This is a genomic window from Rubricella aquisinus, from assembly GCF_014199445.1.
GTDB classification, from domain to species: Bacteria; Pseudomonadota; Alphaproteobacteria; order Rhodobacterales; family Rhodobacteraceae; genus Rubricella; species Rubricella aquisinus.
On sequence record NZ_JACIJS010000002.1, the window covers coordinates 195,250 to 215,582 of the forward strand.

Here is a 20,333-nt window from a genome sequence, read left to right on the forward strand (position 1 = left end):
TTACACCGTCAGCAACACGAGGCCACCGATCAGCCCCGCGAGCACAATAAGGCTCAGAATGACAGTGGCCAGCCCATAAATCGGCCGCTCGAATCCTTCCGTCTCCACCAATCCACGCGACCACAGCCACAACAGCATGAGTTGTGCTGCGATATTGACGATATCCGCGACATAAAGGATCCGGGCTGAGCCGGTCATCAGGGCCGCGAAATCGACCATACCTGCGAGCAAAATGGCCGGGGCAATCGCCACGGACATCCAGAAAAAGCCAAGGCGCGAGGTGAAATAGGAGCCGCGCCCGCCAAACACCTTTGCACTCCAGCGCGCCACAGCGGCCATGAAATACCGCATCAGCGTCACGATCACGACCGAAGTGATGAACCACGAGATGATCACACCGGACCCGTCAAGCGGCTCTGCCGATTGGGCCATATTGCCCTGAATGGCGCGTGGGATACCCGCGACGAAAAACAGCCCGCCTGCGAGCATGACATACATCAGCGCCCGTGGCTCCTCATAGCCTCGGGCTAGCTGCTCATGCATGGCGGCCCGTGGGGACCGCCATGTGTGCAGGATGTCACTGACGAGGGACGTGCTCACTTCGAATGCCGCTCCAGCCAGCCAGCGACGCGCCCGCGCATCTCTTCGGCCAGATCGTCATCCGCGATTTCGTCCATCGCTTCCCCAAGGAAAGCCAGAACCAGCATGTTCTCCGCCTGTGCGCGCGGGATGCCCCGGCTCAGCAGATAGAACAGCGCCGTTTCATCCGCCGCGCCGCAGGTGGAGCCATGGGAGCACGCCACATCATCGGCATAAATCTCAAGCTCAGGCTTAGCGAGGAATTGCGCGTCGTCATCCAGCAAAAGTCCCTGACTGATCTGATAACCATCGGTTTTCTGCGCGCCCTCTTTGACGAGGATTTTGCCCTGAAACACCCCGACAGCGCCGGATTTCAGCACTTTCTTGAACACCTGACGGCTTTCGCAGCGTTCCGCGTCATGGGTCACGAATACCGTGTCATCATGGTGGAAATCCCCCTCCCCGACACAGGCACCCGCCACATGGGCGGAGGCGTCATCACCCTGCATATCAATCACATGCTCATTACGGGTCAGCACGCCATTCACCGTGAGAGTGAAGGATTTATAGAGCGCTTCCTTGCCCACCCGCGCGAACATGTGGCTCACGCATTGGCGGTCATGATCGCGGCCTTGGGCACGGACATGGTGAAATTCGGCGCCATCGCCCACCATGATCTCCATCGCCTTGTTAAAACGCGCAGCAGCGGGACCGTTCTCCAGAATAGTGAGGGTCGCGCTGTCATCCACCTTGATCACATGATGGATCACCGCATCCGCATCCTCGGCCACATGAAGGTAGCGCAGGTTCACCGGGCGGCTGACCGGGCCGGTGGCGCGGATCACGACGCCGGATTGCGCAACAGCGGTGTTGAGGGCGGCGAAAGGACGATCTACGGGGGTTTGGCCCGCAGCCTCCAGCACGCCAAACACGTCCTTGGCCCAGTGAATATCGGTGGCGAGCGCATCCGTGAGATGCTCCACGCTCAGATGCGGCTCCCCGCTTAGATCGGAGGATTGGGCAGCATCGAACACACCATCGACAAACACGATGCGCAGCGCATCAAACCCGTCAAACACCGGTGTTTCATCGGTAACGAGTGCCGTCGCATGGCGCGGCGCATCGGCATTCAGGATCGCGGGATTGGTGAACCGCCAATATTCATCCCGACGCATGGGTGCTCCCATTGCGCGCAACCGGGCCATAGCCCCATCGCGGGCCTCATTGGCCCATTTCGCGGCGGATGCGGGTGCCGGATGACGCGCGACGAGCGCCTCCGCCCCGCTGATTTTCACGTCTGCAACAGCCATTTACGCCACCTCACCGAGGATATCGGCATAGCCATTATTCTCCACCTCAAGGGCAAGCTCGGGGCCGCCCGTCTTGATGATCTTGCCGTCTGCCATGATGTGCACGACGTCCGGCTTGATATGGTCCAAAAGCCGCTGGTAGTGCGTGATCACAAGGAAAGACCGGCCCGCATCGCGCAGCGCGTTTACGCCTTCGGCCACCAGTTTCATTGCGTCCACATCAAGGCCAGAATCGGTTTCATCAAGGATGCACATCTTCGGCTCAAGCATCGCCATTTGCAGGATTTCGTTGCGCTTCTTCTCCCCACCGGAGAAGCCGACATTGACCGGGCGCTTGAGCATATCGGCGTCGATCTTGAGGCTTTTCGCCTTTTCGCGCACGACCTTGAGGAATTCGCCAGCCGAAAGCTCCTCCTCACCGCGCGCCTTGCGCTGTGCGTTCACGGCTGTGCGCAGGAAGGTCATGTTGCCAACACCGGGGATTTCCACCGGATATTGGAAGGCAAGGAAAACACCCGCCGCCGCGCGTTCCTCCGGCTCCATATCGAGGATGTCATCCCCCAGCAACGTGGCCTCGCCATCGGTCACTTCGTAGCCGTCCTTGCCGGACAGCACATAAGACAGCGTGGACTTGCCCGAGCCATTCGGCCCCATGATCGCATGGACTTCGCCCGCGCCAATCTCCAGATTGACACCTTTGAGGATCTGCTTGTCCTCTTCTTCAAGTTTGACGTGCAGGTTCTTGATGCTCAACATTATTTTTCTCCAGTGTTCGCGCCTGCAGGGGCGTCATTGTCATCATCGTCGCTGTACCAACCGAGTTTTCCGGCGACGAAATTATGGGCATAGTGAAAGAGGACTACGAAAACGGCCGTCTTGATCGCCGCTTCCAGAAAGGCCGCGAGGGTCGTCACATTCGGCCCCTCCAGCCAGAGGTTTGAGATAAAACCGAGGGTGAAATAAATCAGCCCGGCAATGATGCTCGCGCCTAAATAGTTCATTCTTCGCCCTCCAGATAATCCCGTGTGTCTTCCATCCGGCCGATAAACCGAATGTGCGCGGTATCGAAACTGTTGCCTTCGCCAATGGCCAAGGCTGCAAATTTCCCGCTGTCAGGATATTCAACGATATCAGGGTCCAATTTGGTCGATAGGCTGAGGTATTTCAGGACCACCTCGCCGGTATTGATAATCTGGTGCGCCGTCTCCTGACCGCCCTTCGGAGCAGAGCAGATATCGCCCTTGCGGATCGGATGGCTCGCCTCCCCAAACCGGTAGGTGCCAGTTCCCTCAAGAATGATGAACATCTCTTCCTTGGCGTGGTGATTGTGGAATGGAAAGGCGCGTTTGCCGGGCTGCACCTCCATATACATCACACCCAGATCCTTTGCGCCGAGGGCATCACCCATGGGAGCAAGCCGCGCGCCAAACGTTTCCGACCCGCCGAAATCATTATCGAAGCCGCGCGCATCCGCGATGTTCAAAACTGGGCTGGTCATTTCGTCCTCCGCAATACGATCTGCGCAAATAGACTGCCGCAAAAACCCGATACCGCGCCAAGGATCATCACCTGCCACATGGCCAGCGCGTCTGTCACGATGTCCACCAACCCGGCGAACATCGCACAAAACAGGCCCGTGAGAGCAGCGGTGAGCACTATAGGGTTCATCAACTTCCGACCGATCATTAATTGCTGTCTTGGGTTCCGCCATAACCTTGTACATCGACAATAGTCTTCGAACCTCCACGCTTACTGCGTCGTTCAGACCAAACGATAATACAAACCAACCCCGCTATAATGCTGCCAAATCCAATGACAACCAGCCAGATGCTACCCAACTGAACCCTCCAGGGAAATCGCCACCAATTGCTGCGCTTCCATTGCGAATTCCATGGGCAGCGCCTGAAGCACTTCCTTACAGAACCCGTTAACGACGAGCGCTACGGCCTCCTCCTCATCCATGCCGCGCTGGCGGCAGTAAAAGAGTTGATCGTCATCGACCTTGGATGTGGTCGCTTCGTGCTCCACCCGCGATGAATTGTTCTTCACCTCGATATAGGGAACCGTATGCGCGCCGCATTTGTCGCCGATCAACAGGCTGTCACACTGGGTGTAATTCCGGCTATTCTTCGCCTTGGGGTGCATCGACACAAGCCCGCGATAGGTGTTTTGCGCGCGGCCTGCCGAAATGCCCTTGGACACGATCCGGGATTTCGTGTTTTTGCCCAGATGCACCATTTTCGTGCCGGTATCAGCCTGCTGCATGTTGTTGGCGATGGCGATTGAGTAGAACTCGCCTTGGCTTTCCTCCCCGCGCAGAATGCAGGACGGGTATTTCCACGTCACGGCGGAACCCGTCTCAACTTGCGTCCACATCACCTTGGACCGGTCCCCCCGGCAATCGGCGCGCTTGGTCACGAAGTTATAGATACCGCCCACGCCGTTTTCATCGCCGGGATACCAGTTTTGCACGGTGGAGTATTTGATCTCCGCATCTTCGAGTGCCACGAGTTCCACGACTGCGGCGTGAAGTTGGTGCGTGTCGCGCATCGGCGCGGTGCAGCCCTCCAGATAAGACACATAGGAGCCCTTATCCGCGATGATGAGCGTGCGCTCGAACTGGCCGGTATTCTCCGCATTGATGCGGAAATAGGTGGACAATTCCATCGGGCAGCGCACGCCGGGCGGCACATAGACGAACGAGCCGTCGGAATAGACCGCCGAGTTGAGCGTGGCAAAGAAGTTATCGGATTGCGGCACCACGGTGCCGAGATATTTCCGCACCAGTTCGGGATGCTCCCGCACCGCTTCGGAGATGGAGCAGAAAATCACGCCCGCGCGGGCCAATTCTTCCTTGAAGGTCGTGCCGACGGATACGCTGTCGAACACCGCATCAACCGCAACCTTGCGGTTCGGATCGACATCCGCGCCCTCGACACCCGCCAGAAGCATCTGCTCTTTCAGCGGGATCCCCAGCTTTTCATAGGTGCGCAACAGTTCGGGATCGACCTCATCCAGCGATTTCGGCTTGTCCTGCATGGATTTGGGCGTCGCGTAGTAATACTGCTCCTGATACTCGATCTTGGGATAATCGACCATCGCCCATTCCGGCTCATCCATTTCCAGCCAGCGGCGATAGGCAGCGAGACGCCATTCCAGCATCCATTCCGGCTCTTCATTCTTGGCAGAGATCAGGCGGACGATATCCTCATTCAGGCCCTTGGGCGCAAAATCCATCTCCACATTGGTGGACCAACCATATTTGTATTTGCCCGACAGCGATTTCACCGCTTCCACGGTTTCCGCTTCAACGCCCTCTTTCACTTTCACTTCGTCAAGTGCGGTCATACTGGTCGCTCCTCACATCGGCGCATCAAGCGCCTGTTCCTCAAGCCGCGCGCGCAATGTGGCGGCGGTACTGCTTCGTCCAGGCTTCAACGAAGCCCATAATTTCGTCTTCCGTCGTGCTCGGGCCAAGGCTGACCCGGATGGCAGAGGCGGCGGTCACATCATCCGCGCCCATCGCCTTCAAAACCCGGCTTGGGCCCACCTTGCCGCTGGAACAGGCCGATCCCGCAGACACGGCATATCCGGCAAGGTCCATCTGCATCACCTGCGTCTCCCCCTTCCACCCTGGCAGCGCAAAGGTGGACGTGTTGGGCAGGCGGCGCGCACCCTTGCCAAAAAAGATAAGATCGGGCGCAGCCTCGGCAAGGGCGTTTTCTAGAATGTTTCTAAGTTTTTCAACCCGGTCCCAAACGCCCGCCTCCATGTCCGCAATCGCGGCGGTCAGGGCGGCGGCCATGCCGGCAATGCCAATGATGTTTTCGGTGCCCGCGCGGCGCGACATTTCCTGCCCGCCCCCCTTCAGGATCGCGTCCACATCCAGCCCCTGCCGCAGCACCAGCGCGCCGACGCCCTTCGGCCCACCGAATTTATGCGCCGACAGGATCGCCATATCGGCCCCGGACCATGAGAACGCAAAAGGCACCTTACCCACGGCCTGCACCGCATCGGTCAGCGCCAGCCCTTCTGGCAGGTCCTGCAAAACCCCGGTCTCGGAATTGGCCGTTTGCACCGTGCTTTGCGCGGGATTGGTCACCGTCACACGGCCATCGGCATCGCAGGTCAGATCCGGTATGATCCATGTGTCGATGCAATCATGTTCCCCGGCAAAACCGCTCAACGTTCGGCCATGCAGGGCAAGTGCCGCGGCCTCCGTCGCGCCGGAGGTGAACACGATATCCGCCCCCGATGCTCCGATTGCCGCTGAGATATCGCGCCGGGCATTCTCGATAATCGCCGTCGCCGCGCGCCCCTCCCCATGAACGGAGGACGGATTGCCCACGACATCCATCGCCGCGATCATCGCAGCGCGCGCCTCTGCCCGCAAAGGGGCCGTGGCGTTCCAATCGAGGTAAGCGCGGCTCACTCGTCCACCAATTCGACGAAGGACGGCACCGCTGGGCAGGGGGCCAACTGGTTGCCGGTGATGTCCGACAGGCGCGTTTGGTGCAGCATGACATAGACATGCGCCGACAGCGCCTCCCAAAGCTTATCGGTCAATTCCTGCGCGCTGGTTCCGGTAGAGGCCCCGGTCGCCCCTGCCCCACGGGCCAGCGCGTCCATCGTCTCGTCAACGGCGGCAAGGATCGTGGACACGCGAATTTCGGACGGGGAGGTCATCAGCCGATAGCCGCCCCCCGGCCCGCGCACCGATTCAACGATCCCTGCCCGGCGCAGTTTGACGAAAAGCTGTTCAAGATAGGCGAGAGAGATATCCTGCCGCGCCGCAATCTCAGATAGGGAGACAAGCGCCCCCTCGGGCTGTTCGGCCAGATCCGCGAGCGCAATCATCGCATAGCGCCCTTTTGTGCTGAGTTTCATGGCACATCTCCGACTTCTATTGACCGAAATGGGTGCAGGGGTTACTTCCCAACAACCATGCGAGGCATCGCCTTGTTTAGAATGTTTCTAAAATTCCCGACTGGAATTGTCAAGCTAGTGATATCCCCAGTCAGCAGTGTAAATAAACGGAGAGGATTGATATGCCTGAGGTGATTTTTCCGGGGCCAGAGGGTCGCCTAGAAGGCCGCTACCACCCTCAGCCGGAACGGGACGCGCCGATTGCGATCATCCTTCATCCCGATCCGAAATTCGGCGGCACGATGAACAATCGTGTCACCTATAACCTGCATTATGCGTTTCACGAGATGGGCTTTACCGTGCTGCGGTTCAATTTCCGGGGCGTTGGCCGGTCGCAGGGCGAATATGATCAGGGGATCGGTGAATTGTCGGATGCAGCATCCGCGCTCGATTACCTTCAATCCATGAACCCGAACGCCAAGCATTGCTGGGTCGCGGGGTTCAGTTTTGGTGCGTGGATCGGGATGCAGTTGTTGATGCGGCGGCCGGAGGTTACCGGCTTTATCTCCGTCGCTCCGCCCGCGAATATGTATGATTTCAGCTTCCTCGCGCCCTGCCCGTCCTCCGGCCTGATCATCAACGGGGAGAATGACCGCGTGGTCCCGCCCGCCGATGTGGTTGGCCTGTCGGACAAGCTCAAGCAGCAAAAGGGCATCACCATCACCCACAGCGTTGTGCCAGAGGCTGGCCATTTCTTTGAAAAAGGGATGGAGGACATGATCGGCCAAGTGCAGGATTATGTCCGTATGCGCCAGAAAAGCCCCGAAATCCGCTAAATCCGGCTGATCTGTCCACCACAGACCGGCGCCGCGCAGCCCGTGGTGCCCGGCGCGGAGGTGGGCTGGTCGGTCAACACCCGCACGGCCAAATGCCCGAACGCCTGCGCCTCCAGCATATCACCATCAAGGCCAACCGCCTCCACCGGATCGACCGGCTGCGACAGGCGGGCTGACAGCGCATCCATCAAGGTTGCGTTCTTGCGCCCGCCCCCACAGACGAGCCACCTGACCGGGGCGCTCGGGAAATGGAGTTGAGCCTTGGCAATCGTGTCCACCGTCAGGTCAAGCAGCGTGGCCATACCGTCCGCGTCTGACAACGGCGCGACCATTTCCAGTGCCGCGTGGAAATCATGCCTGTCCAAGGATTTGGGCGGCGTTCTTTGCAAAAAACCTTGCCCGATCGCGCTGACATCCTGCACGCGGCCACCCCGCGCGAGCGCGCCCTTATCGTCAAACCGCACGCCCCTGCGTGCCATCACGAAATCATCCATCAGCGCATTTCCCGGCCCGGTGTCAAAGGCCAACAGCGCCCCCGGCGCCTCGGGTGCAGCACATCGCGGATTGACCCATGTCACATTCGCAACACCCCCGATATTGAGGAACACCACCGGCGCGGTCAGCCCCACCGCGCGCGCCAGCGCGAAATGATAGAACGGGGCCAGTGGCGCGCCCTGCCCGCCTGCCCGCATATCGGCGGAGCGAAAATCCCACACCACCGGCACGCCCGCCGCCGCCGCCAAGCGCGCCCCGTCGCCCAGTTGATGCGTCCGCGCGCGCTCCGGGTCATGTGCCAGTGTCTGGCCGTGAAACCCGATGACCTCCGCCGGGGGCAGCGCGCGGATCGCCTCCAGATGCGCGTGATGGATGACCTCGGATGCGGCGACAAGCGCATTGCTGCGCCCCGGCCACATGCCTTGCGCGGCCGATAGGATCGCGCGCTCCTCATCCGTGTAGGGGCGAAAATGGCTTGGCCCAAAGCCAAACACATCCGCCCCGTCTGTGCGCACAAGGGCCGCATCCACCCCATCCATTGACGTGCCGGACATCAGCCCCAGCGCCCAAATCGGCGTCATCCTCTTCCCTTTCGTGGCTTCTCCGCGTAACACCACCCGGCAATCAAAGATAACGGACCAGACCGATGACCTACACCCCAAAGAGCGATTTCCTGCGCACGATGATCGCGCGCGGTTTCCTTCAGGATTGCACGGATATGGAGGGGCTGGATCAACGGCTCCTCAATGGGGTGGTGCCGGGCTATATCGGGTTTGATGCGACAGCGGACAGTCTGCATGTCGGCTCGCTCATCCAGATCATGACGCTGCGCTGGCTCCAGAAATGCGGGCACAAGCCGATTGTCCTGATGGGCGGTGGCACGACGAAGGTGGGCGATCCTTCAGGCAAGGACGAGTCGCGCAAATTGCTGGATGAAGCCGGGATTGAGGCCAACATCGCGGGCATCCGCTCCGTGTTCGACAAATATGTGTCCTTCGAGGATGGCCCAACGGGTGCCATCATGCCCAATAACGCGGAATGGCTTGATGAGTTGCACTACATCTCCTTCCTGCGCGACTACGGGCGGCATTTCACGATCAACCGGATGCTGACCTTTGATAGTGTCAAGCTGCGGCTGGATCGCGAACAGCCCCTGACCTTCCTTGAGTTCAACTACATGCTGTTGCAAGCCTATGATTTCCTTGAGCTTCACCGCCGCTATGGCTGTGGTCTGCAAATGGGCGGCTCGGATCAATGGGGCAATATCGTCAACGGGATCGACCTGACGCGCCGCGTGGCACAGGGGGAGGTGTTTGGGATCACCACGCCGCTCCTGACCACGTCTGACGGCAAGAAGATGGGCAAAACCGCCGATGGCGCGATCTGGCTCAACGCCGAGAAACGCAGCCCCTATGAGTTCTGGCAATTCTGGCGCAACACCACGGATGCAGATGTGGGCCGGTTCCTGAAACTCTACACCGAGTTGCCAATCGACGAATGTGAGCGGCTTGGCGCGCTTGAAGGGGCCGAGATCAACGCGGCGAAAATCCGCCTCGCAAATGAGGTCACGACGCTTTGCCATGGCGCGGATGCTGCCGCAGCGGCAGAAGCCACGGCCCGCGAAGTGTTCGAGCAGGGCGGCATCGGCGACGATCTGCCGACCATCACGCTCCAATCGGATGAGCTGGGAGACGCGATCTCCGTCGTGCAGCTTTTCGTCAAATCGGGCCTCGCCAAATCCGGCAAGGACGCGAAACGCCTGATCGCTGAAGGCGGGGCCAAGCTTGATGATCAGCCTGTCACGGACGCCGGTGCGATGATCCCCGCGGATCACTTCGCCAATCCGATGAAACTGAGCGCGGGCAAAAAACGCCACGCCCTCGTCACCCGCGCCTAAACGATAGGGGCAGCGCGTAACGCCCTGCCCCAATTCACTTTCTTAAAATATCCGCCCGCGCGGCGAGCGCATCGCCGCGGCAGGCGGCGATTCTACTCGCCCAGCATCCATACGCCATCGGGATGAAAGGCGTGAAAGGCGAAGGCAAATCCGACATCATGCGCCACATCTTGACCCTCCGCATCCCGCACCCGGATCATCCCGATATCGCGGCTGCCGGAGATGGAGCGCTGATCCAGCGCGCTGGCCATCCCCGCCCGCCATGTGATCGTGACACCAGCCTCTGTCACCGGGCCTTGCGCGATCCGCTCCAGCGGCCAGGCGCGCGCACCCACACTCACCACACGCGACAATGGCTCAATCCCATGGGGCGGCGGCTCCCCGGAATAGAGGAACGGACGCGGCAGGCTGTCATACCCCGCATAAGGGTTCACCCCATAGGAGCGACCAAAGGCGCCGGGCCGGGCCATGACGATGCCATCTGGATACTGCTCCTTGAAACTGGCCCAGCTTTCCATCCATGACGGGATCACGGTGAGCTGCGCGCCGGTCAACTCCCCCACGATCGCCTCCCCCAGAAATTGCTGCCACCAGCTTTCGGTCTGGCGGTCATACATGACCATATCGGAATTGCGCAGCTTGCCCGACACGCCGAAGGTCATCTCCCGCCCGTCAAGCATCCCGTCAAACACGACCGCCGAATTGCAAAGCGGGCAGAACGTGACAGAGACGGGCTTGCCACCGATGCGGTCATTCACGATCTCATGCCATGTCAGATAGCGGATCGGATAGGCTCGCGCGCGCTCCCCCTCGATATCGAGCGTGATGACCGGTTCATCCTCTGGAAGTTCGGTTTCATCCGCGATGTTGAGAAACTGCGGAGCGTCGATTGCAGGGATACCGTCCTTCGGCGGGCCACCGGACAGGATTTCCACAAACGGGACGGAGGCACGCTGGAAATTCGTGTCGGGCCATTCCTGCTCCCAGAAGGGCGGGGTCGGCTGACCATCCTGCGCCAGCACAGGGCCAGCCAATGCAGCGGTCAGTATCAGGGGGATTATTCGCATCGCAAACCTCGCTCTGGGGTGCAGTGATGCCCTACCCTGACGAAAAAAGGGGCCGCATGGCAGCCCCTCTCCCCGGATTGTGATGGAATGCGAGGATCACTCGATCCGCGCGCTTTCAATGAAATCGGGCGTGCGCACCATCCCGTTTAGCTGCGGCGGACCCGTGCGCAGGGCGCGCACCATTTCCAATCCTTCGATCACCTCACCGATCACGGTGTATTGCCCATCAAGGCTTGGGTGCCGCTCGGTCATGATGAAGAATTGGGAATTGGCCGAATCCGGGCTTGTGGCCCGCGCCATGCCAACCACGCCGGGGGCAAATGGCACGTCAGAGAATTCCGCGGGAAGGTTCGGCAGGCTCGATCCACCCTGCCCGGCCAGTTGCGCCGAATAGGCCCCACGCTTCGCGTAAGTGATATCGCCCGTCTGCGCCATGAAGCCGGTGATAACGCGATGGAAGGCGACATTGTCATATTCGCCGTTATTCGCCAGCGTCATGATCCGGGCCACATGCAGTGGCGCAATGTCAGGGCGCAGGCCGATCACCACGGTGCCTTTGCCCACGGCGGCATCAATCTCAAGCACCAGTTTCGGCTGATCCTGTGCTGCAGCCGGCAAAGACAGGCTCAGCGCCAGCCCAAGTGCGAGAAAGGCGCGCCGGATCATTCCGCGCCGCCCATGCGCACGGTGACCATGCGGTCAGGATCGGTCACAGCGCCGGAGCCGGGCGCGCCGCGCTTGATCTGATCGACCAGATCCATGCCTTTCGTGACCTGACCGAACACGGTGTATTGGCCATTCAGGAACGCGCCTTCCTCAAACATGATGAAGAATTGCGAGTTGGCGGAGTTCGGGTTCTGCGAGCGGGCCATGCCCACGGTGCCCCGCTCGAACGGGACTTTGGAAAATTCCTGCGGCAGATCGGGATAGCTGGAGCCGCCAGTGCCCGCCCGGCGCGGATCGCCGCCCGGCCCGCCATGCTCCACATCGCCGGTCTGTGCCATGAAGCCTTCGATCACGCGGTGAAAGGCCACACCATCATAGGCCTGCTCGGCCACGAGGGTTTTCATCCGCTCCACATGCTTGGGCGCGACTTCCGGCAAAAGCTGGATATGCACCTCGCCTGTCTCAAGCGTGATGATCATGGTGTTGTCGGGTGATGTGTTCATAGCTGTCGGAGCCTCCCTCAGCTCGGGTTGCGGTTTGGGCATCATCGCCCAGAAGATCAGACCTCCCAGCGCACAGAGCGCGAGGATCAGAAAAAGCTTATTGTCCATGGGTGACTGTCTAGCGCGTTATTTGGTGGGTGCAAGCCGTGCCTTGAGCGCCTGCTCGACACGGGGGGGCACGAAATTGGAGATATCGCCGCCCAATCGGGCGATTTCCTTGACCAGACGCGACGCGATGGCCTGATGATGCGCATCTGCCATCAAAAACACCGTCTCCACATCGTCGTTCATCGCCCGGTTCATGCCGACCATCTGAAATTCATATTCGAAGTCGGACACGGCGCGCAGGCCGCGAATGATCATCTGCGCGCCCACGTCATGCGCGCATTGGATCAGCAGGTTCTCAAATGGATGAACGAGAATCTCAACACCGCTGTCGCGCGCGATATCGGCGGTTTCCTCCGCGATCATCTCCACCCGCTCTTCCAGGGTGAAAAGCGGCCCCTTGTCCCGGTTGATCGCGACCCCGATCACCAGCCGGTCCACCAGCGCCGTCGCGCGGCGGATCACATCAAGATGTCCCAAGGTCACGGGATCAAACGTCCCCGGATAGAGGCCAGTGCGGATCATGGGGGCGCTCCCGTCTGTTCAGTCTGGCGTGACGCAACAATATTTCGCGTCACGCGTCAACCGCCGATCCCTCAGTAGCCGGAGATCATGTCCGTCAGCGCGGAATTCTCCGCCTCGATCATCTGCATCCGTGCCTTCACCGCATCGCCGATAGAGATGATGCCAACCAAAGTCCCGCCATCCATCACGGGCATGTGCCGAAACCGCCCGTCGGTCATCTGGTTGAGGACCGACACCATCGAGTCGGTCGGCGCGCAGCCAATCACCTTGGCCGTCATGGTGTTGGCGACGGAAGTATCAAGGCACGCGGCCCCCTCTTCCCCCAATTTGCGCACGATATCGCGTTCAGAGAGGATGCCATCCACGCTTTTGCCATCCTTGGAAACGATCAGGGCACCGATTTTCTTGGCCCCCAGCCGCTCAGCTGCGGATCGCAGGCTTGCATCGGGCGTGATGGTCTCCAAGGTTGCGGGCTTCTGCCCCAAAACATGTTGCACCAGCATGGTGTTGATCCTCCCGACAAATTTGTTGATCTCCACGGTGGCAGATCAGGACTGCGCGGGTCAAGCGTGATGAACACCCCTTGGTTGTGAGCGAAGTTTCGCCGCAATCCGGTTGAACACAGGGCTATTTCCGGCAAAAACTAGGAAACTTTGCCCAGCAACGCTGCGTTTCACCAGACAAATGCCCCCGTCCCGCCTAGCTGAGGGACAATAGAAATGGAGGACGTCATGAAACGTGCAATCCCGTTTATCGCCCTGCTCGCACTTGCCACGGCTCCGGCGGCCTATGCCAATGGCCCCGAACATTGCCCGCCCGGGCTGGCCAAGAAAACACCCGCCTGCATCCCGCCGGGGCAAGCGATGAAATATGAGGTGGGTGATCGGATCGCCCCGGAAACCGACCGCCGGATCATCCGCGATTGGGAGGATCTGGGCCTGCCGCGCCCCGGTGAGGACGAAATCTACATCGCCCTTCCGGCGGACAATGAGATTGTGCGCGTCCTGCAGGATGGCCTGATCGTTGTCGAGGCGATTGGCATTCTGGATCAGTGGCTGAACTGACCCGCGCCTGATCGGGTCGCGGTTATTCCGCCGCGACCCGTTTTTGCATCAGGATCGGTTTGAGGTACTGCCCGGTATAGCTTTCCGCGACCATGGCGACCTCCTCAGGCGTCCCTTCGGCCACGATCCGCCCGCCGCCATCGCCGCCCTCGGGACCGATATCAATGATCCAATCGGCCGTCTTGATAACATCAAGGTTGTGTTCGATCACCACAAGGCTGTTGCCCTGATCGACCAACTCATCCAGCACCATCAGCAGTTTGCGCACATCCTCGAAATGCAGACCCGTGGTCGGCTCATCAAGGATATAGAGCGTGCGGCCCGTGGCCCGCTTGGACAGCTCCTTGGCGAGCTTCACGCGCTGCGCCTCCCCCCCCGATAGGGTGGTCGCCTGCTGGCCCACCTTGATATAACCAAGGCCCACACGTTTGAGCGTTTCCATCTTGTCGCGGATCGCGGGAACGGCCTGGAAAAACTCCGCCGCATCCTCGATCGTCATGTCAAGAACGTCCGCGATACTCTTGCCTTTAAACAAAACTTCGAGCGTTTCTCGGTTGTAGCGTTTGCCGTCGCATGTCTCACAGGTGACATAGACATCGGGCAGGAAATGCATCTCGATCTTGATCACGCCATCGCCCTGACAGGCCTCACAACGCCCCCCTTTCACGTTGAACGAGAACCGCCCCGGTTTGTAGCCGCGCGCCTTGGCCTCCGGCAGACCGGCGAACCAATCCCGGATGGGAGTGAAGGCGCCCGTATAGGTCGCGGGGTTGGAACGCGGGGTGCGCCCGATGGGCGATTGGTCGATGTCGATCACCTTATCAAGATGCTCCAGCCCCTTGATCGTGTCGCAAGGCGCGGGCGTCTGGCGCGCACCGTTGAGCCGCATGGACGCCGTCTTGAACAGTGTCTCAATCGTCAGCGTCGATTTCCCGCCCCCCGACACGCCCGTCACACAGGTGAAAATGCCCAGCGGGAACTTCACAGTGACGTTTTGCAAGTTGTTGCCGGTCGCGTTCACGACCTCGACATGTTTGCCATTGCCAGTGCGGCGATCCGCGCGGATCGGGATTTCGCGCTTTCCGGTCAAATATTGCCCGGTGATGGAGTGCTCTGACTGCGCTATTTCCTCCGGTGTCCCTTGGGCGATGATCTCCCCGCCATGCACACCTGCGCCGGGGCCGATATCCAGCACAAAATCCGCCTCCCGGATCGCTTCTTCGTCATGCTCGACCACGATCACGGTATTCCCCTGATCGCGCAGGTTTTTAAGCGTGGTCAAGAGCCGCCCATTGTCGCGCTGATGCAAGCCGATGGACGGCTCATCTAGCACATAAAGCACACCCGTCAGGCCCGACCCGATTTGAGAGGCAAGCCGGATCCGCTGGCTTTCCCCCCCTGACAGCGTGCCGGAATTGCGGCTCAGCGTCAGGTAATCAAGGCCGACATTCACGAGAAACCCGAGCCGTTCGCGGATTTCCTTCAGGATCGCGCGGGCAATCTCGTTTTTCTGGTTCGTCAGATGGTTTGGTGCCTCTTCAATCCAGTCAAGCGCCTCGCGGATGCTTTTCTGCGTGACGTTGGAGATATGATCGCCTTGGATCTTGACCGCCAGCGCCTCCTGTTTCAGGCGATGCCCGTCACAGGTGCCGCAGGGGCGGTTGTTCTGATAGCGCTCAAATTCTTCGCGCACCCAGTTCGAATCCGTCTCCCGGAACCGTCGCTCCATATTCGGCACGACCCCTTCAAAGGAGCGGGAGATTTCATAAACGCGCCCGCCCTCATCATAGCGAAACTTGACCTTTTCCTCGCCCGTGCCGTGCAGCATCACCTGATGCACATGCGTGGGCAGGTCGCGCCATGGGGCGTGGCCGTCGAATTCGTAGTGTTTCGCTAGGGCCTCAATCGTCTGGCGGAAATAAGGGCTTTTCGTTTTGGCCCATGGCGCAATCGCCCCGTCATACAGGCTGAGCGACGTGTCCGGCACCACCAGCCGCTCGTCAAAGAACAACTCCATCCCCAACCCATCGCAGGACGGGCACGCACCAAAGGGCGCGTTGAAGGAAAACAGGCGCGGCTCAATCTCTGGGATCGTAAAGCCCGACACCGGGCAGGCGAAATTCTCCGAGAAGGTGAAGCGTTCCGGCTCCGGCGTGGTGCCGTCCTCCTGCTCTTTCGGGGCGGTTTCAAGGATCGCGATACCATCGGCAAGGTTGAGCGCAGTGCGGAAACTGTCCGCCAGCCGCTGCTCCATCCCCTCGCGCACCACAAGCCGGTCAACCACGACGTCGATATTGTGGCGGAATTTCTTGTCCAACACGGGCGGTTCGTCCAATTCGTAGAACTCACCGTTGACCTTGACGCGCTGGAAACCCTGTTTGCGCAGTTCAGCAAACTCTTTGCGGTATTCGCCCTTGCGGTCGCGGATGATGGGGGCAAGCAGATAGCCGCGCGTCCCCTCCTCCATGGCCATTACCCGATCCACCATTTCGGACACTTGCTGCGCCTCAATCGGCAGGCCCGTGGCGGGGGAGTATGGCGTGCCCGCGCGCGCAAACAAAAGGCGCATGTAGTCGTAAATCTCCGTCACCGTACCAACGGTGGAGCGGGGGTTTTTGCTCGTTGTTTTCTGCTCGATGGAAATAGCCGGGCTGAGGCCAGAGATGTGATCCACATCCGGTTTTTGCATCATATCAAGGAATTGCCGCGCATAGGCCGACAGCGATTCCACATATCGCCGCTGCCCTTCGGCATAGATCGTGTCGAACGCGAGCGAGGATTTGCCGGAGCCGGACAGACCGGTGATGACGATCAGCGTATCGCGCGGCAGGTCCACATCCACCGATTTGAGGTTATGCTCCCGCGCGCCACGGATCTCGATATGTTTCAATTCGGCCATGCTGGCTGTCCCTCATTTGCTCCTGCGCGACATATAGGGGTTCGCGCGGGGATGGCGAGGTGTGCATTTGTAAACAAAGCATGAACATTTACAAGGTCAGACGCGAGATTCACCCTATGCGTGTGTAAATCGGGGCAGAAATCGCAATTGCGCCACATTCGCGCACGATTCGAGACACCTTCGCCTGCCATATACCTTCTCAGCAGCCGGAAACGGCCCGAACTGAGGAGATCGAAAATGTCTTTCATCTGGACCAACGAGCAGACCTTCGCCACCGAAGCAGCCGATGCCGTGATCGCCTCCATTTTCGGCCAAACCGTCGCGGATGAGATGGCAGTGGAGACCGAAGAGGTTTTCGTGCCGCTCGAAGAGACCGCGGACGAGATCACCGCCTGGTGATATCTGCCCATTGTTAACCGACCGGTAATCACGTTACGGATTAAGTAACGTGATTTTTTGATTCAGAAGGGATGCGCAATGGCGGGATCGGTAAACAAGGTCATTCTGGTGGGCAATCTGGGCCGGGATCCCGAGGTGCGCTCCTTCCCCAATGGCGGTAAAGTCTGCAACCTGCGCATCGCCACGTCCGAGACATGGCGCGACAAACAATCGGGAGAGCGGCGCGAGAAAACGGAATGGCATTCCGTCGCGATCTTTTCCGAGCCGCTGATCCGCGTGGCGGAGCAATATCTGCGCAAAGGCTCGAAAATCTATGTCGAAGGCCAGCTTGAGACCCGCAAATGGCAGGATCAGAACGGCAATGACCGCTATTCCACCGAAGTGGCCCTGCGCCCCTACCGGTCTGAACTGACCATGCTTGACGGTCGCAACAGCGAAGGCGGCGGTGGTGGTGGCGGCTATGCTGATCCCTATCAGGGTGGCGGCGGTGGCGGCTCCTCCTCCGGGGGTGGTGCATCCTCGGGTGGCGGATATGGCGGTGCCGCGGGCCTTGATGACGACATTCCCTTCTAAGGTATGAGCCTGCCAACGATCGGGAGCCTGTGGATCGGACCACGCCTGTCCTTTTTGGAGGTGGTGGTGATCCGGTCCTACCTTGATGCCGGGCATCCGATCGTTCTGTTTACGCTGGGCCCGCTGGAGAATGTGCCGGAGGGTGTGGAGCTGCGCGACGCGCGAGAGGTTTTCGCGCCGCCTTACACCGACGCGCAATTTGCTGAAAACCACATCTTTACAGCGATTTATTCGGATACCTTCCGGCTGCATATGATCCAGGATCTGGGCTATATCTGGGCCGATCTTGATGCTTATTGCGTGAAACCTTACGATTTTGAAAGCGGCTATCTGCTGGCCTATCAGAACCCGCGCGGGAGTGTGGCAAACGGCATCCTTGGCCTGCCACCGACGAGCGAGGCGCTGCATCTGAGCCTTGCCATGTTGCTTGATCCCGCCCCGGTCCTGCCGTTCAGCCGCCCCGGCAAACAGCGGCGCGCGGCGCGCATGAAGCGGCTGGGCCGTCCCTTCGGATTTGAGAATTACAATTGGGGCGCGTCTGGCCCGCGCGTGCTGACCCATTTCCTGAATGAAACCGGCGAAATCATACACGCCCAACCGCCAAGCGTTTTCATCCCGTTTGAGACGCATCATCATATGATCGTCTTTGATCCTGATGTGCCGCTGGACCGGATCGAACGGCCGGAAACATACTCCGTCCACCTGTTCGGGCTGACGCGGGTTGCGGCCCGTGATCAATTCAACGGGGTTTTGCCCGATGGCTGCTATCTGGATACGATTTGCAAGCGGCACGGCGTGGACCCAGCCGCCTTTCCGGTATAGAGAATGGCCATTGCCGCAATAAGGAAAGACATGCCGCCGCCCGCCCCCTTGCCCACAATCGGCACGTTCTGGACCGGCTCTGACCTGTCATGGTTTGAGCAACTGACGATCCAGTCTTACCTTGATGCTGGGCATCATGTCGTCCTCTATACCTTTGACGAGATTGGCAATATTCCAGACGGCACCGAAATCCGGGACGCTGCGGATATCGGCACGCCGGTCTTGTGGGACACGTCCACCCGGAAAGGCCGCGTGTGCTTTTCCGATCTGTTCCGGCTCTACATGATCCGCGAAACCGGGTTTTTGTGGAGCGATCTGGATGCCTATTGCGTCAAGCCGTTCGACTGGGACAGCGAATATGTCTTTGGCTATGTGAAACTTGAACAAGTCGTCAATAACGGCATCCTGCGCCTGCCGCAGGCCTCGCTGGAATTGGCCGCCTGTATCAGCTTTATCGAAGAGCCGAACCCGATCCCGCCCTGGTTTGGCTTTAAAAAGCGGCGGCAATTGCTTGAATTGCGTCGCCAGAACACGCCGCACACCGTTGAAAACCTGAAATGGGGCACGAGCGGTCCGGGGATTTTGACCCATGTGCTCAATTATCACGGCACCATCGGACATACGCTGACGGGAAAGGTTCTCTATCCCTATTCCACCCGCAAGTTATGGCAGATGATCCTTCAGACCACGCCCTATGATGAAGCGATCCCGGATATGTGCCATTCCGTCCATCTTTACGGCGATACCAAGCATCTGTTGAAAACCGACTTTGATGGCCTGCCCCCATCCGGCACCTTCCTTGATCAGCTTTGTCAAAAGCATGGGATCGACCCTGCCGCCGCCCCGATTGTGTGAGCCATGACCCTGCCTACCATCGCCTCCCTTTGGATCGGAACCCGCATCACATGGTATGAGGCGGTGTGTATCCAATCCTATCTGGATCACGGCCACCGATTTGTTCTGTTTTGCAAACCGGGGACGCAGAATATCCCCGACGGTGTTGAGGTCCGCTCCATCGACGATGAAGGATTGGCCAATCACTGGCCTTTGCAAACGCGCAAACAGCGGGCCTGCTATTCCGATCATTTCCGCCTGCTGATGATCCGCGACTATGGCTTTGTCTGGAGCGATCTGGATGCGTTTTGCGTCCGCCCGCTCGATCTGCCGGGGGATCGGATTTATGGCGCGCAGAACCGGCGCTGGAGCATTGCGACGGGTATCCTCAAACTCCCCCCCGACAGTGAGGCGCTGGCCCGCTGCATCGCCTTCAATGAAGAGGACAACCCGATCCCGCCATGGTTTGACGCAGAGGAGCGCGCGCCGCTGGAGGCGCTGAAGGCTGTGGGCACGCCCCACCGCATCGACCAACTGGATTGGGCAGTCAGCGGCCCGCTGATCCTGACCCATTTTCTCCAGGAAACCGGGGAGATCAAACACGCCCTGCCGCTGCGCTTCCTCTATCCTTTCGATACCCGTCGCCTGCGCAAATTCGGGTTTGAGACCGACGATTACCGGCCCAAACTGAACAAGCAGACCTATTCCATCCACCTCTTCGGCGAAAACCGCCGTTTGTTGATGGAAAAATTCGATGGGCTGCCCCCGAAAGACAGCTTTTTCGACCAGATTTGCCGCCAGCACAACATTCGGCCCGGAACCATGCCGATCCTGCCCGATGAGACGCCGCTAGCGATTGATGCCGGAGCGGCAAAGGCATAGACTGCGGTCAG

General features: G+C 59.6%; 24 protein-coding genes. 8 read left to right on the top strand and 16 right to left on the bottom strand.

Annotated features, from left to right (window positions below):
- The 9 genes from FHS89_RS04085 to FHS89_RS04125 all read right to left on the bottom strand — a co-directional run bounded on the left by FHS89_RS04085 (position 1) and on the right by FHS89_RS04125 (position 6,776).
- Complete coding sequence (locus FHS89_RS04085; RefSeq protein ID WP_184008811.1) at positions 1 to 600, bottom strand: YIP1 family protein; 600 nt, start codon at positions 598 to 600, stop codon at positions 1 to 3.
- Positions 597 to 1,889 carry a SufB/SufD family protein gene (locus FHS89_RS04090; RefSeq protein WP_184008813.1) on the bottom strand — a complete coding sequence of 431 codons (1,293 nt, stop codon included), beginning with the start codon at positions 1,887 to 1,889 and terminating at the stop codon, positions 597 to 599. The genes FHS89_RS04085 and FHS89_RS04090 overlap by 4 nt, the downstream gene beginning before the upstream one ends.
- The gene (gene sufC, locus FHS89_RS04095; RefSeq protein ID WP_184008815.1) at positions 1,890 to 2,645 is read right to left on the bottom strand and encodes a Fe-S cluster assembly ATPase SufC; all 756 of its coding nucleotides are present in this window, start codon (positions 2,643 to 2,645) and stop codon (positions 1,890 to 1,892) included.
- A complete protein-coding gene (locus FHS89_RS04100) occupies positions 2,645 to 2,890 on the bottom strand; it encodes a hypothetical protein (protein WP_184008817.1) in 246 nt (81 codons plus the stop codon). Before FHS89_RS04100 ends, sufC begins: the two co-directional genes overlap by 1 nt.
- The gene (locus tag FHS89_RS04105; protein ID WP_184008819.1) at positions 2,887 to 3,387 is read right to left on the bottom strand and encodes a cupin domain-containing protein; all 501 of its coding nucleotides are present in this window, start codon (positions 3,385 to 3,387) and stop codon (positions 2,887 to 2,889) included. The genes FHS89_RS04100 and FHS89_RS04105 overlap by 4 nt, the downstream gene beginning before the upstream one ends.
- On the bottom strand, positions 3,384 to 3,557 hold the full coding sequence (locus FHS89_RS04110; RefSeq protein WP_184008821.1) for a hypothetical protein: 174 nt from the start codon (positions 3,555 to 3,557) through the stop codon (positions 3,384 to 3,386). Before FHS89_RS04110 ends, FHS89_RS04105 begins: the two co-directional genes overlap by 4 nt.
- A 162-nt stretch (positions 3,558 to 3,719) precedes the next feature.
- Positions 3,720 to 5,237 (bottom strand): Fe-S cluster assembly protein SufB, encoded by a 1,518-nt coding sequence (gene sufB / locus FHS89_RS04115; RefSeq protein ID WP_184008823.1) that lies wholly within the window; start codon positions 5,235 to 5,237, stop codon positions 3,720 to 3,722.
- A 40-nt stretch (positions 5,238 to 5,277) separates the two neighbouring features.
- The gene (locus tag FHS89_RS04120; protein WP_184008825.1) at positions 5,278 to 6,321 is read right to left on the bottom strand and encodes an aminotransferase class V-fold PLP-dependent enzyme; all 1,044 of its coding nucleotides are present in this window, start codon (positions 6,319 to 6,321) and stop codon (positions 5,278 to 5,280) included.
- The gene (locus FHS89_RS04125) at positions 6,318 to 6,776 is read right to left on the bottom strand and encodes an Rrf2 family transcriptional regulator (RefSeq protein ID WP_184008827.1); all 459 of its coding nucleotides are present in this window, start codon (positions 6,774 to 6,776) and stop codon (positions 6,318 to 6,320) included. The genes FHS89_RS04120 and FHS89_RS04125 overlap by 4 nt, the downstream gene beginning before the upstream one ends.
- A gap of 161 nt (positions 6,777 to 6,937) precedes the next feature.
- Between FHS89_RS04125 and FHS89_RS04130 the strand changes: the two genes are divergently transcribed.
- A complete protein-coding gene (locus tag FHS89_RS04130) occupies positions 6,938 to 7,591 on the top strand; it encodes an alpha/beta hydrolase (RefSeq protein ID WP_184008829.1) in 654 nt (217 codons plus the stop codon).
- On the opposite strand, the gene FHS89_RS04135 is transcribed toward FHS89_RS04130, so the two are convergent.
- Positions 7,588 to 8,667 (bottom strand): anhydro-N-acetylmuramic acid kinase, encoded by a 1,080-nt coding sequence (locus FHS89_RS04135; protein WP_184008831.1) that lies wholly within the window; start codon positions 8,665 to 8,667, stop codon positions 7,588 to 7,590. The genes FHS89_RS04130 and FHS89_RS04135 overlap by 4 nt on opposite strands.
- 65 nt (positions 8,668 to 8,732) lie before the next feature.
- Here FHS89_RS04135 and tyrS point away from each other — a divergent pair, with 65 nt between their 5' ends.
- A complete protein-coding gene (tyrS, locus tag FHS89_RS04140; protein ID WP_184008833.1) occupies positions 8,733 to 9,983 on the top strand; it encodes a tyrosine--tRNA ligase in 1,251 nt (416 codons plus the stop codon).
- A gap of 92 nt (positions 9,984 to 10,075) precedes the next feature.
- On the opposite strand, the gene FHS89_RS04145 is transcribed toward tyrS, so the two are convergent.
- The 5 genes from FHS89_RS04145 to FHS89_RS04165 form a co-directional block, all read right to left on the bottom strand.
- The gene (locus FHS89_RS04145) at positions 10,076 to 11,050 is read right to left on the bottom strand and encodes a DUF3179 domain-containing protein (RefSeq protein ID WP_184008835.1); all 975 of its coding nucleotides are present in this window, start codon (positions 11,048 to 11,050) and stop codon (positions 10,076 to 10,078) included.
- Positions 11,051 to 11,146: 96 nt separating this feature from the next.
- Positions 11,147 to 11,716 carry a peptidylprolyl isomerase gene (locus tag FHS89_RS04150; RefSeq protein ID WP_184008837.1) on the bottom strand — a complete coding sequence of 190 codons (570 nt, stop codon included), beginning with the start codon at positions 11,714 to 11,716 and terminating at the stop codon, positions 11,147 to 11,149.
- Complete coding sequence (locus FHS89_RS04155) at positions 11,713 to 12,219, bottom strand: peptidylprolyl isomerase (RefSeq protein WP_221229269.1); 507 nt, start codon at positions 12,217 to 12,219, stop codon at positions 11,713 to 11,715. The genes FHS89_RS04150 and FHS89_RS04155 overlap by 4 nt, the downstream gene beginning before the upstream one ends.
- Positions 12,220 to 12,345: 126 nt before the next feature.
- Entirely contained in the window at positions 12,346 to 12,846 is a 501-nt protein-coding gene (gene coaD / locus FHS89_RS04160; RefSeq protein ID WP_184009118.1) for a pantetheine-phosphate adenylyltransferase, read from the bottom strand.
- Between the two features lie 74 nt (positions 12,847 to 12,920).
- Positions 12,921 to 13,352: a CBS domain-containing protein gene (locus FHS89_RS04165; protein ID WP_184008839.1), complete on the bottom strand. Its 432-nt coding sequence runs from the start codon at positions 13,350 to 13,352 to the stop codon at positions 12,921 to 12,923.
- Between the two features lie 228 nt (positions 13,353 to 13,580).
- Here FHS89_RS04165 and FHS89_RS04170 point away from each other — a divergent pair, with 228 nt between their 5' ends.
- Positions 13,581 to 13,913 carry an excinuclease ABC subunit A gene (locus FHS89_RS04170; protein WP_246413573.1) on the top strand — a complete coding sequence of 111 codons (333 nt, stop codon included), beginning with the start codon at positions 13,581 to 13,583 and terminating at the stop codon, positions 13,911 to 13,913.
- 22 nt (positions 13,914 to 13,935) lie between these two features.
- On the opposite strand, the gene uvrA is transcribed toward FHS89_RS04170, so the two are convergent.
- The gene (gene uvrA, locus FHS89_RS04175) at positions 13,936 to 16,812 is read right to left on the bottom strand and encodes an excinuclease ABC subunit UvrA (protein WP_184008841.1); all 2,877 of its coding nucleotides are present in this window, start codon (positions 16,810 to 16,812) and stop codon (positions 13,936 to 13,938) included.
- Positions 16,813 to 17,049: 237 nt separating this feature from the next.
- Between uvrA and FHS89_RS04180 the strand changes: the two genes are divergently transcribed.
- The 5 genes from FHS89_RS04180 to FHS89_RS04200 all read left to right on the top strand — a co-directional run bounded on the left by FHS89_RS04180 (position 17,050) and on the right by FHS89_RS04200 (position 20,322).
- On the top strand, positions 17,050 to 17,211 hold the full coding sequence (locus FHS89_RS04180) for a hypothetical protein (protein WP_184008843.1): 162 nt from the start codon (positions 17,050 to 17,052) through the stop codon (positions 17,209 to 17,211).
- 78 nt (positions 17,212 to 17,289) lie between these two features.
- Positions 17,290 to 17,784, top strand: a complete 495-nt coding sequence (gene ssb, locus FHS89_RS04185) for a single-stranded DNA-binding protein (protein ID WP_184008845.1) — start codon at positions 17,290 to 17,292, stop codon at positions 17,782 to 17,784.
- A 3-nt stretch (positions 17,785 to 17,787) separates the two neighbouring features.
- Positions 17,788 to 18,606 (top strand): glycosyltransferase family 32 protein, encoded by an 819-nt coding sequence (locus tag FHS89_RS04190; protein ID WP_184008847.1) that lies wholly within the window; start codon positions 17,788 to 17,790, stop codon positions 18,604 to 18,606.
- A 30-nt stretch (positions 18,607 to 18,636) separates the two neighbouring features.
- Entirely contained in the window at positions 18,637 to 19,461 is an 825-nt protein-coding gene (locus FHS89_RS04195; protein ID WP_184008849.1) for a glycosyltransferase family 32 protein, read from the top strand.
- Positions 19,462 to 19,464: 3 nt separating this feature from the next.
- Complete coding sequence (locus FHS89_RS04200; RefSeq protein WP_184008851.1) at positions 19,465 to 20,322, top strand: glycosyltransferase family 32 protein; 858 nt, start codon at positions 19,465 to 19,467, stop codon at positions 20,320 to 20,322.
- Positions 20,323 to 20,333 lie beyond the last annotated feature (11 nt).